This window comes from Pseudodesulfovibrio sediminis, assembly GCF_020886695.1.
Lineage (GTDB): Bacteria > Desulfobacterota > Desulfovibrionia > Desulfovibrionales > Desulfovibrionaceae > Pseudodesulfovibrio > Pseudodesulfovibrio sediminis.
The window spans coordinates 1,185,397-1,202,303 of the sequence record NZ_AP024485.1; the positions used below are offsets into that span (position 1 = coordinate 1,185,397).

18 protein-coding genes are annotated in these 16,907 nt (G+C 55.4%); 11 read left to right on the forward strand and 7 right to left on the reverse strand.

What is annotated here, in order from left to right; genetic code table 11:
• Nucleotides 1-4: 4 nt before the first annotated feature.
• Entirely contained in the window at nt 5-715 is a 711-nt protein-coding gene (locus tag SRBAKS_RS05845) for a DUF3298 and DUF4163 domain-containing protein (RefSeq protein ID WP_229594801.1), read from the forward strand.
• Nucleotides 716-784: 69 nt separating this feature from the next.
• Nucleotides 785-946, forward strand: a complete 162-nt coding sequence (locus SRBAKS_RS05850; RefSeq protein WP_229594811.1) for a YqaE/Pmp3 family membrane protein — start codon at nt 785-787, stop codon at nt 944-946.
• Between the two features lie 60 nt (nt 947-1,006).
• On the opposite strand, the gene SRBAKS_RS05855 is transcribed toward SRBAKS_RS05850, so the two are convergent.
• Entirely contained in the window at nt 1,007-2,146 is a 1,140-nt protein-coding gene (locus tag SRBAKS_RS05855; protein ID WP_229594813.1) for a pyridoxal-phosphate-dependent aminotransferase family protein, read from the reverse strand.
• A 525-nt stretch (nt 2,147-2,671) separates the two neighbouring features.
• On the opposite strand from SRBAKS_RS05855, the gene SRBAKS_RS05860 reads away from it, so the two are divergent.
• From SRBAKS_RS05860 to SRBAKS_RS05885, 6 genes are all read left to right on the forward strand, one after another.
• Nucleotides 2,672-3,202 carry a transporter gene (locus SRBAKS_RS05860; protein ID WP_229594815.1) on the forward strand — a complete coding sequence of 177 codons (531 nt, stop codon included), beginning with the start codon at nt 2,672-2,674 and terminating at the stop codon, nt 3,200-3,202.
• A 216-nt stretch (nt 3,203-3,418) separates the two neighbouring features.
• Nucleotides 3,419-6,940: an FAD-binding and (Fe-S)-binding domain-containing protein gene (locus SRBAKS_RS05865; protein WP_229594817.1), complete on the forward strand. Its 3,522-nt coding sequence runs from the start codon at nt 3,419-3,421 to the stop codon at nt 6,938-6,940.
• A gap of 16 nt (nt 6,941-6,956) precedes the next feature.
• On the forward strand, nt 6,957-7,367 hold the full coding sequence (locus SRBAKS_RS05870; RefSeq protein ID WP_229594819.1) for a PaaI family thioesterase: 411 nt from the start codon (nt 6,957-6,959) through the stop codon (nt 7,365-7,367).
• The gene (ruvX, locus tag SRBAKS_RS05875) at nt 7,368-7,781 is read left to right on the forward strand and encodes a Holliday junction resolvase RuvX (RefSeq protein ID WP_229594841.1); all 414 of its coding nucleotides are present in this window, start codon (nt 7,368-7,370) and stop codon (nt 7,779-7,781) included.
• On the forward strand, nt 7,757-8,821 hold the full coding sequence (gene mltG / locus SRBAKS_RS05880; protein WP_229594843.1) for an endolytic transglycosylase MltG: 1,065 nt from the start codon (nt 7,757-7,759) through the stop codon (nt 8,819-8,821). The genes ruvX and mltG overlap by 25 nt, the downstream gene beginning before the upstream one ends.
• Before the next feature lie 74 nt (nt 8,822-8,895).
• Nucleotides 8,896-9,924: a Ppx/GppA phosphatase family protein gene (locus tag SRBAKS_RS05885; protein WP_229594845.1), complete on the forward strand. Its 1,029-nt coding sequence runs from the start codon at nt 8,896-8,898 to the stop codon at nt 9,922-9,924.
• Here SRBAKS_RS05885 and lepB read toward each other — a convergent pair whose 3' ends face one another.
• From lepB to SRBAKS_RS05915, 6 genes are read right to left on the reverse strand one after another with little or no spacing between them, the layout of a single operon-like run.
• On the reverse strand, nt 9,925-10,782 hold the full coding sequence (gene lepB, locus SRBAKS_RS05890; protein WP_229594847.1) for a signal peptidase I: 858 nt from the start codon (nt 10,780-10,782) through the stop codon (nt 9,925-9,927).
• A 16-nt stretch (nt 10,783-10,798) separates the two neighbouring features.
• Nucleotides 10,799-11,917: a threonine synthase gene (locus SRBAKS_RS05895; RefSeq protein WP_229594849.1), complete on the reverse strand. Its 1,119-nt coding sequence runs from the start codon at nt 11,915-11,917 to the stop codon at nt 10,799-10,801.
• A gap of 2 nt (nt 11,918-11,919) precedes the next feature.
• Nucleotides 11,920-12,300, reverse strand: coding sequence for a RidA family protein (locus SRBAKS_RS05900; protein ID WP_229594860.1), 381 nt, complete (start codon nt 12,298-12,300; stop codon nt 11,920-11,922).
• Nucleotides 12,301-12,350: 50 nt separating this feature from the next.
• Entirely contained in the window at nt 12,351-13,370 is a 1,020-nt protein-coding gene (locus tag SRBAKS_RS05905) for a glycosyltransferase family 2 protein (protein ID WP_229594862.1), read from the reverse strand.
• A 2-nt stretch (nt 13,371-13,372) separates the two neighbouring features.
• Nucleotides 13,373-14,293: a TIGR00269 family protein gene (locus tag SRBAKS_RS05910; RefSeq protein ID WP_229594864.1), complete on the reverse strand. Its 921-nt coding sequence runs from the start codon at nt 14,291-14,293 to the stop codon at nt 13,373-13,375.
• 11 nt (nt 14,294-14,304) lie between these two features.
• Nucleotides 14,305-14,502 carry a ubiquitin family protein gene (locus SRBAKS_RS05915; protein ID WP_229594875.1) on the reverse strand — a complete coding sequence of 66 codons (198 nt, stop codon included), beginning with the start codon at nt 14,500-14,502 and terminating at the stop codon, nt 14,305-14,307.
• Between the two features lie 233 nt (nt 14,503-14,735).
• Between SRBAKS_RS05915 and SRBAKS_RS05920 the strand changes: the two genes are divergently transcribed.
• The 3 genes from SRBAKS_RS05920 (at nt 14,736) to trpS (ending at nt 16,884) form a co-directional block, all read left to right on the forward strand.
• Nucleotides 14,736-15,107 carry a response regulator gene (locus SRBAKS_RS05920; protein WP_229594877.1) on the forward strand — a complete coding sequence of 124 codons (372 nt, stop codon included), beginning with the start codon at nt 14,736-14,738 and terminating at the stop codon, nt 15,105-15,107.
• Between the two features lie 121 nt (nt 15,108-15,228).
• A complete protein-coding gene (locus SRBAKS_RS05925; RefSeq protein ID WP_229594879.1) occupies nt 15,229-15,870 on the forward strand; it encodes a site-2 protease family protein in 642 nt (213 codons plus the stop codon).
• A gap of 24 nt (nt 15,871-15,894) precedes the next feature.
• Nucleotides 15,895-16,884, forward strand: a complete 990-nt coding sequence (gene trpS / locus SRBAKS_RS05930; RefSeq protein ID WP_229594881.1) for a tryptophan--tRNA ligase — start codon at nt 15,895-15,897, stop codon at nt 16,882-16,884.
• The last annotated feature ends 23 nt before the right edge of the window (nt 16,885-16,907 follow it).

Below are 16,907 nucleotides of genomic sequence, written 5' to 3' on the forward strand. Positions count from 1 at the left end.
TTTCATGCACAGGATGTTCGCACTGCTGACCACGCTCTGCATTGTGCTCGTCGCTGCGGCACCGCTCTCGGCAGCCCCCTGCACCCCGCTGGTCCTCTCCTCCGTCACCATCCGCGAAGAAACCCTGGGATTCACCGTTGACGCCGAGTATCCCGTGCTCTGTGTCCCGGAAGCCAATCGCACCATCCGAGACTGGGTGGGATTCTGCCTTTTTGATTTCAAGAAACTCGACCCCGAACACGACCTGTCGGATTTTCCGCACAAATATTCCCTGCATATGCACTATGCGGTTTGGCCTTCACAAGGTCACAGGTTCGTCTCGGTCAAACTGTCAGTCGCCGTTTACACCGGAGGCGCGCACTCCAACCATTGGCCCAAGACATGGGTTTTCGATCGGGAAAACGGACACGTTATTGAGCTGGGTGACGTGTTCACCGATCTGGAGTCGGGGCTGAACACCGTGTCCCGCCTTGTACGGCCCCCGCTCGTCAGCGCGCTCGGCGACATGTACCTGGAAGACATGCTGCAACCGGGCATTGAACCGATGGAAGACAACTTTCGCAATTTCATTTTCACCGAGGACGGGATGACATTCTTTTTCATGCCCTATCAGGTGGCCCCCTTTGCGGCAGGCGAACAGATCGTGACCATTCCCTATGAAAATATCGACAATCTGTTCAACGCCGAAACCAGACATGCGCTCGGACGTGAATAAATTCAGATTGATCCGCCAGCCTAAAAACGATAAGAATGCGGTAACTATCACCCTATCTCAGGAGCTATCATGGAACTTATCCGCATTATCATTTCCGTTCTCATTCCGCCCATCGGGGCATTCCTCAAAGTGGGCTTGAGCCTCCAGTTTTTCATCAACCTGTTGTTGACCATCTGTGGCTACTTCCCCGGACTGGTCCACGTCATCTGGTTGTTGGCCAGAAAAAAATAATGCCACAAAAAAAGGCCGGGACAAACCCGGCCTTTTTATTACTTCGTGCTGAGACGACTACTACAATGCCTTCAACGCCACTTCCAGCTTGGCGAGATAGGCAGCGAGCATGTCAGGGGTGATGTCCCCCATGTGACCTATGCGGATTATCTGCCGCATGCCTTCCTTTTCGAGCGCCGCGTTGAGCTTCCCGTAACCGGGGTCCATGAGGTACCCTTCCTTGCGCAACGCTTCCTTCACCCCGTTTTTGAGCTGAGCCTGCGTCACCCCTTCAGGGCAAACCACGGTTGTCAGCGTCGGGGAGCGGTACCCTTCGGGAACAAACATATCGAACCCGTCCAGTCCGGCAACCCACTCCTCAACCATACCCCGCATGGCAATATGACGGGCAAACCGGTTTTCTACGCCCTCTTCATTGACAATGTAATCCAACTGCACGGCCATCTGGTTGGCCAACGCACCGTTGGGAGTGGTCAGGGTCTGGTTCTTGCGGGCACAGACAAGCTGACGGGTGATGTCATGGGCATGGCCCTTGTTGGTCACCCAGGCGGCCTTTTCCTCGGCTTCCCTGGACACGAACCCGATACCGAATCCGGCAGGAAGAGCCAGGGATTTCTGGGTAGCGGTCACATAAATGGCCGCCCCTGAATTGGAAAGATCAAGATCAGCCCCGCCATAAATGGACACGCCATCCACCAGAGGCATGCCTCCGTGCTTGCGGATAAGGGCGCAGACCGCTTTCATGTCATTCACGACACCGGTCGACGTTTCGTTGTGAGTGAAGGAAACCACGTCCGGTTTCAACGCTTCAAGTCGGGCCTCCAGCACGGCAAGATCAATGGGCTGACCGTATTCGAACTTGAGGTTCTCCGCATTCTTCCCGTTGGCCACGGCGATTTCATAGTAATGATCCCCGAACGCACCAACCGACACATTGAGCAGCGTCTCGTCCTCGGCCACCAGTGAACGAATGGACGCTTCCATGGCCGATGAACCGGACCCGAGCACCAGAACAGGCTCATAATCGTCACCGGCTCCGGCCAGAATACGCAGATTCTCGCGGATGGGCTTGAACCTGAGTTCGTTTTCGGCATCACGATGACCAAATTCAGGCAACATGGCAGCCTGTTTGACTTCCTCACGAATATACGTGGGGCCGGTAATGAAAAGGGTGAGCTGGGCGAATTCCTGCAAACTCATGGCGAATATCCTCTCTGTATGGCAAAAATATCGAGGGTGAAAATGTCGTCGCTCAATATAACGGGGCCGGGGCAATGTCCAGACTCTGCCACGCCCTCTCCTCGACATAAAATATGAATAGCGATCCGGAGACAAAATATCAATTCAAATACAGCACCATACGACAAATTCAAGAATCATTATGAATACCGCTTCAAGCATGTACAACACTTGCTCATACATACTCAGTCTCTACAAAATGCAATCATAAAATGCAAAACAAACCATGTAGTTATACACTACTGCATTCAAAATAATGTCTATTAATTAGCCAGTCAATCATTTTTTACTGTTATTCTATCACTTTCAACAACATTTTTATGTACATAATTCGTCGTATATGGCAATGTGGCAGCACTTGGGAGAGTTCCTGCTCCCGATACGTGACATAGTGCGAGGTTAGAAGGACCACCACTCACGAGTAGTTGCCTGTGCTCAACCGTCTGAAGAGCATGTGCACCACTCAAACCAGGAGGTTCTGTCGGTATGACGACTGCTCTTCTCGTAATTATTGCTGTCATGTGGATTCCCGTTGCATTGCTCAACATCGGAAAAGGCGAAGCCAAAGGAACCGGCGCGGTTTCTGCTATCGTCGGTACCGTTGTGATTCTGGGAGCCATCCTTCAAGCCGCAGTATTTGGTGATGGCTTCACAGCAGGCCTGCTGTTCGCACACGGTATTCTTTACTGTTGTGTCGGGTACGCTCTGCTTGTCGGCCTTGAAGACCTGCGTTCCGTAGGCAATGTCAGCCTGGCTGTCGCACTTATTTCCGCCATCTATGCCGTGACCTTCTACATCGGCGGCCCGACCATGGCTGATGGTACCCAATTGGTCGCACCGAGCCTCTACCTCGCCATGGCCTGCGTCGGGTACACGGTCCTCACCCTGGAAGTCTGGATGGCTTTCTATGGCAAGCTCGCACCCAGCATTGTGGCCTGGTCCCTGCTTATCTGGGTTCCCATCGGACTGTGGATTCCCGCTTTTGATCTGATGATCGCGGGCAAGCTCCCCTTCTAGTCTTTTCTAAGACATTTACACTTAATACAGGTGCCTTCCGCCGGGGAGGGCACCTGTTTTGCTGTCGTACTCCCTTTTTTCATTCACATGAAATAGCTGTGGTAAACTCCGCCAGATCGACATTCCTTCGCCACTGGTCCATATCCAGCCCTTGCCAACCGGGTAAAAAGCCCTTATTCACTTTCTCTTCACCAAATTCCCTTGGAGTAATAAGACATGGCTCAGCTTGGACCACATATTTCCATTTCCGACGATCAGCTCATCACACGCGCCTTTGGCGTAGTAGACATGGAGCAGTATGCCGATTGGCCTGAAAGCGTGAAATTGCTGGCAGCAAATCTGGCTGCCGAACTTTTCCTCGTTCGTTATAATCCCTTCATCGACCCTGCTCTGGTCAAAAAGTCCGTGGACCGCAGACTGAATATGTCCAAGCCCATGCTGGACAAGGAGTTCGCCCAGATCCTGACCAAGGGCATCGAACTTTTCTGGGAACGGCACAACGCAGAATTGGCCTTCCGCGAATCCATAATCAACAGACTCAAGGCCTTCATGCCCGAGAACGGCATCGGAGACGAACCGCACTGCCGCGTCGAATCCGCCACCGACTCCACGGACCTGCGCATGGAACTGCCCATGCTCGTGCTCTTCCCCGAGAACGAGAAACAGATACAGGACATCGTCAAACTGGCCAACGAAATGCACTTCGGCATCATCCCCCGCGGCGGCGGCACCGGCGCCACCGGTGGCGCGATCCCGGCCGAGACCCGATGCGTCATCCTTTCGCTCTCCCGCTTCAAAAAGATTCTGGGCATCGACGCTGAAAACAGAATCCTCTCCGTGGAATCCGGCGTCATCACTCTGGACGCTATCCAGGCCGCGGCCAAGGAAGGATTGCTCTTCACCGTGGACCCGGCCTCCAAGGCCGCATCGTCCCTGGGAGGCAACATCGCCGAAAACGCCGGTGGTCCCTTCGCCTTTGAATACGGCACCACCATCGACAATATTTTGAGCTACCGAATGGTCCGCCCTGACGGTTCTCTCATTGAGGTTCGCCGCAAGGATCACCCCCGCCACAAGATTTACGATGTCGACGTAGCCATCTTCGAAATATTCGATGAAAATGGCAAACACATCGACTCCGTGACCCTCAACGGCGGCGATATCCGAGGCAAGGACCTTGGCAAGGACGTGTCCAACAAATATCTGGGCGGTCTGCCCGGTGTGCAGAAGGAAGGCACGGACGGCATCATCACCAACGCCCAGTTCATCTGCTATCCTGCGCTGAAACACGCCCGCGTTCTCTGTCTCGAATTCTTCGGCCGCTCCATGCACACGGCCATGCTCGTCATCAAGGACGTCGTCGCCCTGCGCGACACCATTCGCGAAGAAGGCGACTTGGTGAAGATCTCCGCGCTGGAGGAATTCGGCACCAAATACGTGCAGGCCATCGAATATCAGGCCAAGTCAACCCAATATGAAGGCCACCCCATTTCCGTACTCATTCTCCAGCTCGATTCCGATGATCTGGAAGCCCTTGAGGCGGCCTGCCAGACCATCGTGGCCCTGGCCCAACCTTTTGACGGCGTGGATATCTTTGCCGCGAAAGACGAAAAAGAGGCCGAACTCTTCTGGGAAGACCGGCACAAGCTCTCGGCCATTGCCCGCCGTACTTCCGGCTTCAAGATCAACGAGGACATCGTCATTCCCCTGGAAGTCATCCCGGATTTTTCGGACTTTCTGGAGAACCTGAACCTCATCTATCTGGCTAAAATCTACAAGACCTCCCTGGATCAGGTACTCACACTGAAAGGCGTGAACAGCGAGGACCCGGACATCAAGGAAGGCATGAGCCGCATTGCCGCCATCCTTGACGGCACCATGACAGCCAAGGATATTTCCGACTCCGAACAGGAAGTCCAGTGTCGCTATCTCTTCGTGAAGCTGCGCGACACCTATCCCAAGCTCGACCGCGAGATCAAAGCGATCTGGCAGGAGATGCAGCTCAAACGCATCGTCATCGCCAACCACATGCACGCAGGCGACGGCAACTGCCACGTCAATCTGCCGGTCAATTCCAACGACGCGGCCATGCTCGCCTCTGCGCATGAAGCGGCGGAAGTCGTCATGCGCAAGGTCTTGTCCATGGGCGGCGAGGTCTCTGGCGAACATGGCATCGGCATCACCAAGATCGCATTCCTGGGCGAAGACAAGATCAAGGCGCTGGCAGAATACAAGAAGATAATCGACCCGAACAACGTGCTCAACCCTGGCAAGCTTGTCTCCCGGACGCTGCCGAGTACACCGTTCACCTTCTCTTTCAATCGGCTCATCAAAGACCTCGACGCCACGGCGCTCAAGGACAAGGAAGCCCTCATGGGGCTGCTCAAGAATATCCAGACCTGCACCCGCTGCGGCAAATGCAAACAGGTCTGCCCCATGTACCAGCCGGCCTCCGGCCTCATGTATCACCCGCGCAATAAGAACATCGCGCTGGGAGCGCTCATCGAAGGCATCTACTACTCGCAGATACAGACCGGTGAACCCGCCCCCAAACTCATGAACGAGCTGCGCGCGCTCATGGATCACTGCACGGCCTGCGGCAAATGCCAGGCTGCCTGCCCGGTAAAGATCGATTCTGCCGGGTCTGCCCTGTCCATCCGCTCGTTCCTCGATTCCAAGGGCAAGTCGGGCCATCCGGTCAAACAGATCATCCTGCGCAACCTTGCCAAGAATCCGGCAGGAAATCTGCCTGTTACCGCCAAGATACTCTCTGTCGGTCAGTCCATTCAGGACAAGACCGTGGGCATGATACCGGCACGCTGGCTGTCCCGGATCAACTCTCCAATGATCACGAGCCGCACCCCGCATATCGACTTCAGGAATCTGGCCGAGGAACTGCACCTCGACACCGGCTCCGTTTTCAAGCACCCGACCGCTCGTCGCGACGATACCGTGCTCTATTTCCCGGGCTGTGGCGCTTCGCTCTTCTCCCGGTCCATAGGCATGGCCTCGGTCTATCTGTTGCTCAAATCCGGGGTCAACGTCGTCATGCCGGACAAGCACATGTGCTGCGGCTACCCGCTGCTCTCCTCCGGCTGTGAAGAGGCGTACAAGACCAACCGGCACCGCAATATTCAGGACTTCCTCGACCTGCTGGTCAAGACCGGCAAGGCGGGCCTCAAGGCGACCACGCTGCTCACCGCCTGCGGCACCTGCCGCGAATCGCTGGAGAGCTATGATTTCTCGGGCGAACTGGAAGAGCCGCTCAAACAGATGGACGTGGTCCAGTTCCTCATGGAACGACTGCCCAAGACCAGGCGGAACACGCCGGCGCTGTATCACGCGGCCTGTCACACCGAGTGGGTGGACGCTCCCAAGATGAAGGCGCCCGAGATATATCGTGCCACCCTGGCCGAACTCTCTGGCACCCAGGTGGACCTGTCCCCCGGCTGCTGCGGTGAATCCGGCCTTGGAGCCATGACCACCCCTGAAATCTACAACCTGCTCCGCGATCGCAAGCAGCAGCAGTTGGAACAGGACCTCGGCAATGACAAGCGCCGCCCCATCGTGGTCGGCTGCCCGTCCTGCAAGGTCGGAATCAAGCGCTCCATGCTCCAGATGAAACGGTCCAACCGGGTCATCCACACCGTGGAATATCTGGCCGAAGGCATTGGCGGCAGGAAGTGGAAGAAGGATTTGAAGGAACTGCTCAATCAGGTGGAACGCAAAGGCGCGTAGCCAGGGAAGACCAGACATGGATACAGATGGCGTCAAGAAACTGCTCGGCGAGAAGAACAACTTCGCTGCCCTTGTTGGCGTCGAAATCGTAGAGGTCGCTCCGGGAACGGCAACCTGCCGCATGGCTGTTCGAGACGAACTGTTGAACCCGTTCGGCACGGTCAATGCCGGGGCCATCTATACCCTGGCCGAGACCGCCTTTGGGGCCGCCGCCAACAGTCACGGCAACGTGGCTCTGGCCGTGAATCTGTCCATCGCCTATCTCAAACCCGGAAAAAGCGGCACCCTCACCGCCAGGGCGGAGGAGCTGTCTGCCGGAGGTCGAATGGCAACATACGCCGTCAAGGTCTACGACGACGCCGACAAACTCATCGCCGACATCCAGGCCATGGGCTATCGCATGAAGAAGCCGCTGGAGGACGTGTAGGTGCGCGCGCTGGGCATAGACTTCGGGCTGAAACGGGTGGGTCTCTCTGTCAGTGACCGCACCGGGACGCTGGTATCACCGCTCAAAACCATTGAACGGACAACCCGCAACGCCCTCTTTGACGAACTGATCGAAATCATTCACAATGAAGCCATTGAAGCCGTGGTGGTCGGCCTGCCTCTCTCCATGAGCGGCGAGGACACCCTGACCACACGCCAGGCCCGGAATTTCGCCGAAAGCCTGGGCCGGCGAACCGAACTGCCCATCCACATGATGGATGAACGACTGACATCGGCAGAGGCTGAAGAAGAACTCAACGCCACGGACATCCGCGGCAAAAAAAGAAAGATGGCTCTGGACAGTCAGGCCGCCGTCATCATCCTGCGCTCATGGCTCGAAAGCGAACAATCGTAATCTCACTGCTCACGGCAGTACTCCTCGCCGGTCTCGCCGCTGGCGGCTACCTGTGGTACAAGGCGTGGCAGGAAAAACAATTCCTGCTCACCGCCCCTGAAACCCCTGGCAGAGAGGTCGTGTTCCGTGTGGAACCAGGGCAGATTTTCACCACCATTGCCGCCAACCTGAAAAAAGCGGGCGTCATCACCAATACCCGCCGTTTCTATAGACTGGCCGTGCGCACAGGCAAAGGCGCCGCTGTACGGGCCGGAGAATTCATGCTCAATACCGGCTGGTTGCCCGAGCACGTGCTCCATGAGCTGACCACCTCTGCCGGGATCATGAAACGAGCATCCGTCCGCGAGGGACTGACATGGTGGCAAACCGCTGAGATCATCAACCAATCAGGCCTCGGTTCCTATGAAAATTTTGCCAAGGCGGTGGCAGACCCTGAACTTTTGGACAGATTTGGCATCAAGGCCAAGAATGCCGAGGGCTACCTTTTCCCCGAGACCTATCTCCTGACCCCACCCAAGGGGGATCAGTCGGCACACATGGCAGAGATCATGCTCAAGGAATTCTTCAAACATGCCGGACAGGTATGGCCTGATGGACTGCCTGAGTGGGATGAGCTGAACCAGACCGTGATCCTTGCCTCGATCATTGAGAAAGAAACCGGGGACGCTTCGGAGCGACAACGTATATCAGGCGTCTTCCACAACCGCCTCAAAAAGCGGATGCTCATTCAGTCCGACCCGACCATCATATACGGATTGGGCCCGGACTTTGACGGCAACATCCGTAAGCGTCACCTGCAGGACAAAAACAACCCGTACAATACATATGTTATCAGAGGGTTGCCCCCAGGTCCCATCTGTTCCCCCGGACTGGAATCGCTTCTTGCTGCCGTTCACCCCGAAGATCACCAGTACATTTTCTTCGTGGCCAAGGGGGACGGTTCCCACTACTTCAGCAGGACGCTCAGCGAACACAACGACGCGGTAAGAAAATATCAACTCAGGCGTAATCGAGAAACCTATAGGTCGACGCGGCAATAGAAGCTAACACCATTGCGTAACCTTTGATTTTGCTATAGATTATCCATATTCGAGATGCTGAATCGAGGAGAAAGATGCGTCTAACCTTCCGTTATGCCCTATTTATAGGCTTAATAGCCTGTCTTGTTTTTGCCCAGACCTGTCTGGCTCAAAGCACTGTCACGGTTCGCCGTGCCGCCTTTGATATCGGATCTGCCTCCATCAAATGCACTATTGCGGATGTGGACAAACAATCCGGGCGCATCGTCACTGTCCTTGAAACCCTGTCTGAAAAAGTCGATTTTGCCGAAGACATGGACCGTTCCTATGACTCCAACTTGAGCAGTGAAGTCATGGAACAGGGCATTATGGCTCTGGAACGAATGAAAGCCATTGCCATTAAACTGAATGCTCTGGAATATTCGGCCGCCGGTGGGGCCGTGTTCCGCTCTGCCAGAAACGGCAGGGCTTACTGTGTCCAGATCGCAGAGTCGGTCGGCATCCCCTGCCGCATCCTGTCCAAACAGCAGGCTGCCATGCTCAGTTACCATGCCGTCCAGCAGACCATGCAGCAACCGGACAACAATCTGGTGGTTTGGGATATCGGCGCGGAAAGCATGCAGATGACGACCCGCGAACAGACCGGAGACCTCATATTCTACATTGATCCCATGGCATCAATCTCATTCAAGAATGTGATCATCAAATTGATCCAGAAGAAGAATCCGACCACTGTCTCCACCCCCAACCCCATGCTCCCTGATGAAGTTGAAAAGGCCCGGACCTATATCCAGTCGCATGCCGTATTGTCAGTGCCCCAGCAGATCAGCTCGTGCCTGGGCCAACCGGAACAGTATGTAGTCGGGATCGGTGGCGTCCATTTCTATTCCGTCCCCGAAGTGTTGGGCATCAACAACAGCATGTACACCCGCGATCAGGTCGCAGAAGCGCTGCAGGAATGGACCGGAAAGTCGGATGAAGAATTCGAAAGTGAATACGCCAACACTCGTCTGACCAATCTTATTCTGGTGCTCGGATACATGGACGCATTGGGCATAGACGCTGTGCATCCCCTCAAGATCAATCAGGCGGATGGCCTGTTGACCGCTCCCGAATTCTGGTAATCAGCGAACCGCCATTCCAAATCGATCCGACCACGACTCCGAGCCGAAATCTGCCGGAAAATAATAGTACAACGCCCTGTACCGAATCCACTTGCGGTTGATTGGGCCAATGAACCGAGAGTCGTAGCTGGCCTCCCGGTTGTCACCCATGACAAAATATTCGTCTGACAGCAGGGTCTGCTGCGCCATGCTGTTTCTGCCCGGCTGCACATCGCTTTCAGAGTGACGCACATACGGTTCTTCCTGTGGCTGACCATTGATAAACACCACCTGATCCCTGATCTCAATGGTCTCTCCTGGCAGCCCGATAACCCGCTTGATGAAATCCACACCGTCATTTTCAGGAGACTGAAAGACAATGACGTCACCACGCTTGATCGCGCCCTCCGCCCCCAGCGCTTTTGCCAGAAAATGATCGCCCTTCCTCATGGTCGGCACCATCGACTCCGACGCACAGGTGTAGGCCTTGACAAAATAGGTTCTCACTCCCCAGCTTGAGGCCAGTCCCAACGCAAGACTGCACAGCAGAAAAACCGCATACACCAGCGGTCTGTTGCAGGCTTTGAGCGTGTATGCGGATTTTTCCTTTGCCGACCTGAATGCTTCGACAATCACGAAAAGATTGAATCCCGCCAATGCGGAGACACCGATAAGCAGCACAACAAACTGCTCCATGAACGCGAAGACGATGAGACCAAGGACAAACTCGAATAACAGGAAGCCGACACCTCTGCGCCAATGCCCATTATAGACCTGGCCCAGCCCCACGGCGACAAGGGAGAGCAAAGCGGCCAACCATGGCTTGCGAGCTACAGTGCTATCAGTCCGAACCGGTATTCCCTGCATTGTCCCGCCCATGAAAAGCCCTCCAGGCCTATTTATTCGATAATGCGTGCAGTTTCTCGCCGACCTTCAGGCCATGCCCCGTAAACATGGTCACGATGACTTCATCAGTGGCAGCCGACTGGGCATACAACGTCGCTCCGGCCACAATAGCGGCCGAGGTGGGTTCAATGCAATACCCCTTGCGTCCCATTGCCTTGAATGCGGCCAGAATCTCCTCTTCCGACACGGCCAGACAATGGCCGCCGCTTTCACGCAGGGCTTCGAGCATCTGCCCTCCACGCATGGGCTCAGCTATGGCTATCCCTTCTGCAAGCGTGGTTGCCGTTGACACGGCCTCGACCCGATCTGCCCCGTTGACGAACCCGGCGCATACCGGCGCACAATGGGCTGACTGAACCGCCACCAGTTTGGGGAGACGGTCAATGACGCCCAGAGATTTGAGCTCCGAGAATCCGAGATATGCCCCAAGAAGCAACGTTCCATTCCCTGCTGGCAAGATAACTGTGTCCGGCCTTTTCCAGCCGAGCTGCTCCACCACTTCGTAGGCAAAGGTCTTGGTCCCATGAAAGAAAAACGGGTTATACACATGACTGGCGTAGTATGTATCGCTGGCCGCCTCCATGCAGGCGTTGGCCGTATCCTCACGGCTCCCTGGCACCGGAACAAGATCCGCACCGTAGAGTTCGATCTGGCCCAGCTTGCCCGGCGAATTGTCGGCCGGAACGAAAATCCTGCAATGGATGCCAGCCTTGGCCGAATAGGCGGCGACCGCACACCCTGCGTTGCCGGAAGAATCCTCCACGACTTCAGTCACCCTCATGTGGGCGGCCACGGCCATCATGACCGCTGCGCCGCGATCCTTGTACGAACCGGTGGGGGACAGATACTCCTGCTTGACCTGCATCGTGTGTCCCCCGATCTCCACAGGGAGCATGGGAGTAAATCCTTCCCCCAGCGTCAGAGCGGCATCACTGGGCACAGGCAGCGCCTCCCAGTAGCGCCACATGGTGGCCGGGCGATTCCTGATGCTTCCCATATCAAGAGACGGCTTGAAATCAAGATCCAGCAGTCCTCCGCAATCGCAGAGCCAGCGCGGAGCATAGGCATCAAATCGAAGAGAACATTCGCGACAGACAAATTCCGGCATGGCTATCCCTCCACCGCAGCAATACAGTCTATTTCCACCAGAAAACCATAATGCAGCTCACGGGTGGGCACCACGGCCCGGGCGGGCTTGTGCGTACCGAAAAATGTCGCATAGACCGCATTCACCCGCCCCCACAGTTCGATATCGGAGATATAACAGGTACACTTGATGACCCGGTCCCGACCGGAGCCTGCGGCCTTGAGCACTCCCTCAATATTCCTGAGCGCCTGTTCGGTCTGCTCTTCAATCGTTCCGAGCCTTCGCTCACCAGTGGCCGGATCAACAGCCAACATGCCAGAAACATAGATCAGGCCGTTATGAACAATTCCCTGCGAATAATGCCCTGCAGGAGGAGCACACTCGGGCGTGGATATACTTTTCATTAATTACTCCTTGTGATGCATGCGGGACGGGCATGACAGCAAAAACAATCTTAGGCTGCCGGGATATAATCTCTCCCGAGGACATACCCTCGTTCCGCCAGAAACAGCGCGATTTCCTCACGTGCGCCTCGACTGGCGACATAGGGAATGCAAAACGCCTCGCCCGGAGCCGGGATATCATTGCGATCAACCACCTTCACGCCATTGACCACATGACCGATCTTGCGTGGGTCGATATCATAGTATGCCGCGAACTCAATTCCATGAGAGAGTAACATATCTGCACGCTTACGGGTAGTGCGACCTGAACCGAGGATATGCACAACGGAATGATGCGGATTATTGGCCGCAAGCCACCGGACCAGATATTCGGTCTTGATGCGGTAGAAGGCATCCACGTCATAGCGCGGGTGCGTTCGGGACAACCGGGTGGGCGGGTCATTCCAGAGCAACAGCTCCTCATCGACCTTGGCCATGCGCACCCCTGCCTCCAGCCAACGCAGGAGCAGATCGTAATCTTCGGGAAAATCTCCATCGCGGTAGGGACCATACGACTCCACACACTCCCGACGGAACATGATGGACGGGTTGGGCACCGGGAACTCCACGAAACGGTGCAGGTTGATCGCCTCCGGGGTGAGGACCGTGTTGGTCCAGTCCACATAATGGGCATATCCGGCACATTGCGCGCGGCACCCCCCAAAACGGACCCTGCAACCGACCAGCCCCACATCAGGCGTGCTGTCCAGCAACTGCGCCTGTGCGGCCAGACGATCAGGCATCGACTCGTCATCGGCGTCCATGCGGGCGATGTATTGACCGCGAGCAGCCTCAATACCGGCATTGGCAGCGGCAATGACGCCGCCGTGCTCTATGCTGAAAAAACGGATACGGGAATCCCGGCGCGCATACTCGGCCAGAACTCCCGCTGTGTCATCCGTACTGCCGTCATCAACGGCCACCACTTCGAAATCCGTACAGGTTTGCGCGAGCAGACTCGTTAACGCCCTGCCCACGGTCTCCGCGCAATTGTAGCACGGCATGGTCACGGATATCTTTGGAGCGGCCATGATTATGCCGCTGCCTTGGCCTTGCTTTCAGCCACGGCTTTCTTGATGCGACATACCGAGCATATCTCGGCACTGGTGGGTGAACCGCACTCGCTGCACGGGGCAAGCTCGGCTCCTATTTCCTCTTCAAGCCCGGCAAAGGCCGGTTTTCCTTTTTTCAGGAAGCCCTGATAAAATTGGAACTTCTGTCCGGGACTACGATGTTCCAGCTCCCCCCACAACTCCTTGTGATGGGTGAAGCTCGCGCCCGAGGCATAGGGACAGGGATCGGAGTGAATCTCAATACCTTTCAGGAAAGCGTAGTTGGCGGTCTCGAACTCGCTCAGACGAAAGAGCGGTTTGACCTTGCGCACAAACCCTTCGGAAGCGGGCAGAACCGGCCCCTGATCGGACAGATACGCCGTATCCCACCGCAGGGTATTGGCAAAAAGGCGGGCCACTTCGTCATCCAGGTTGTGTCCTGTAGCCAGTGCGTCGTAGCCACCTTCCCTGGCGATACGATTGAAGTGATGACGTTTCATCTTGCCGCACACCGCACAGACCGGACGGTTGACGTGCGCCTTAACGTCCGGGATGGGCAACCCCCACTTCTCCATCTCGAAGACTTCCAGATTGAGGCCGTGAAGGTCACAGAAGTCCTCCACTTTCTTGCGGGCCTTTTCCGATGAATTGGGGATGCCGAGGTCGATATGCAGACCGGTGACATCGTATCCCTGAAGATTCAGCTCGAACATCAGGGCCAGGGAATCCTTGCCGCCGGACAAGGCCACGAGGATACGCTCGTCACGGGTGAACATTTTCTCCCGGCGAATGGCAGTCTCAACCTGTTTGGTGAAAAAGAGCGGGTAACAATCCTTGCAGAAACCGGAGTGGTGACTGGGAAGGGCAACACAGGCCAACGCCTTGCAACGTGTACATTTCATGACAATACCCCCTATCCGGCCGAGGTGACTTTACGGACCATGAGGGTGTCACCATATTTGAGTTTTCGATCTGCGGTAAGCAGTTCGCCATCGCGAACAACGATGGCCATGGTGGACCGGAGCTGCAATTTATTCAGCACGGCAACAACCGAACGCGTGTTGTGCATCTCGATCTGCTCGCCGTCCGGTTCGAGGTTGACGGTAATCATCGATAATTCTCCTTTCCGCAGGCACTATGATGGCCAGCGGGTTGAGCGGACAGTACGCAGGTTGTCCCCCGGTTTCAAGCCCCTTGAACTGAGGGGGGATATATGAAAAAAGTAAGTTTAGACAGGTCTTAAGAGAAAAATAATATAATCTGCATGAAAAAACAAAACCCTGTTGACCCAAAAGAGTAATATCGCGTATGCTCAAGCTAGGGGATAATCCCAAGGAGGATTCCATGAGTCAGACCACTATTCTCGTCGTTGACGATGAAAAACACATTCGTATGCTCTATAGGGAAGAACTTGAAGCTGATGGGTATATTGTAGCCACTTCTGACGGCGAAGAAGATATTCTTGAAGTTGTCAAACGTGAAACACCCACAATAGTCATTCTGGACATCAAACTGGGAGTGAACCGTTCAGGACTGGATCTGCTTCAGGAAATTCGAGCCAAGGATGAGCATATTCCGGTCATTCTCTCCACCGCATACGACTCTTTTCAGCACGATATGAAATCCATCGCCGCAGACTACTATGTCGTCAAATCCGTTGACTTGACGGAACTCAAGGACAAGGTCCGCATGGCGTTGAACAAAGCCGGCACTTAGCAACACTCCATTCTCATACCCCTCTTGGTTTTGTGCCCCCCGTTGTGTGTGACGGGGGGCACCTCGGTTTGGCCCCCCAAAACCCTTGCCGCGTCACCCTTTAACATGGTAGCCGCACCTGATGTTCGATATATCATCATTGGAAATACAACGTTACCTGATCATGGCCCCCGGCCTGCTCATCGCTCTGGTGCTGCATGAAGTGGCCCATGGGTATGTGGCATATCTGCTCGGTGATCCCACGGCCAAATCACTGGGACGACTGACACTCAATCCGCTCAAACACCTGGACCCGCTGGGAACCCTGGCCTTCTTTTTCGTGCATTTCGGCTGGGCCAAACCCGTGCCGGTCAATCCCCGCTACTTCAAGGAGCCACGCAAAGGCATGATGCTGACAGGCATGGCCGGTCCCGCGACCAACTTCGCCCTGGCCGCGCTCTTTGCAGGCTGGTTTCACATTATGCAGAATTTTGGCGTGGACGGTCATTCCCCGCTCTACTCCGTTGCCTTCTACGGTGTGTTCATCAACCTGATCCTCGGCATTTTCAACCTGCTCCCCATTCCTCCACTGGACGGCAGCAACGTTGTGGCGTACTTTCTACCGCCGCAGGTGGCTTTCAAATACATGAGCCTCAGCCGTTACGGCTTCATGATCCTCATCGGCATCATTCTGCTCGGCAATTTCACGAATATCAGTCTGTTCGGAAAAATCATCATGCCCTTCGTCAGCTTCCTGGCGCGCATACTCGGCATGCCCATCTAACTTCAACGCAAAGTCAATTTCATCATGAGCGAAAAACAACGCATTGTTTCCGGCATGCGGCCCACAGGCCCTCTTCATCTTGGTCATTACTTCGGCGTCATCGCCAACTGGCTCAAGCTCCAGGAAGATTACAACTGTTTCTTCTTCGTGGCCGACTGGCACGCCCTGACCAGTGAATACGCCAACCCCACCCAGACCAAAGGATTTGTCCCCGGTCTGGTCAAGGACTGGGTTGCCGCCGGATTGGACCCGGAAAAGTGCAGCATCTTCCAACAATCCATGGTCAAGGAACATGCGGAACTGAGCCTGATCCTGTCCATGTACACGCCTCTGGGCTGGCTGGAACGGTGTCCGACCTACAAGGAACAGCGCACCCAGCTCGTGCAGAAGGAACTGAACACCCATGGCTTCCTCGGCTACCCGGTGCTCATGAGCGCCGATATTCTGATGTACAAGCCCTGCGCAGTCCCTGTGGGCAAGGACCAACTGCCGCACCTGGAGCTGACCCGCGAGATTGCCCGACGCTTCAACCACCTCAATGAGACCGAGCTGTTCCCCGAACCGGCGGACATGCTCACCGAGGAATGCAAGCTGCCCGGCCTCGACGGTCGCAAGATGTCCAAGAGCTATGGCAACTCCATCATGCTGTCCGAACCCATCGAAGAGATCATGCCCAAGGTGCGCAGCATGAAGACCGATGAAAACCGCATGCGCAAATCCGATCCGGGCGATCCCAAGATCTGCAACCTCTTCCCGTACCACAAGCTCTTGACCGATCCGGCCAGACTGCCCGAAATAGAGGCTGGCTGCCGCGACGCATCCTGGGGCTGTGTGGACTGCAAGAAGGTGCTGATGGAATCCCTGGAAAAATTCCTCGTTCCTCTGCACGAACGCCGGGCCGCCTGCACAGACGAACGTGTGCAGGAAATCCTGCACGCAGGAAACACCAAGGCCCGTGCCTTTGCGGAAAAGTCCATGGATGAAGTCCGTAAAACAATCAACTTCGACTTCTAGCTCAAAACCATATATACAGTGAC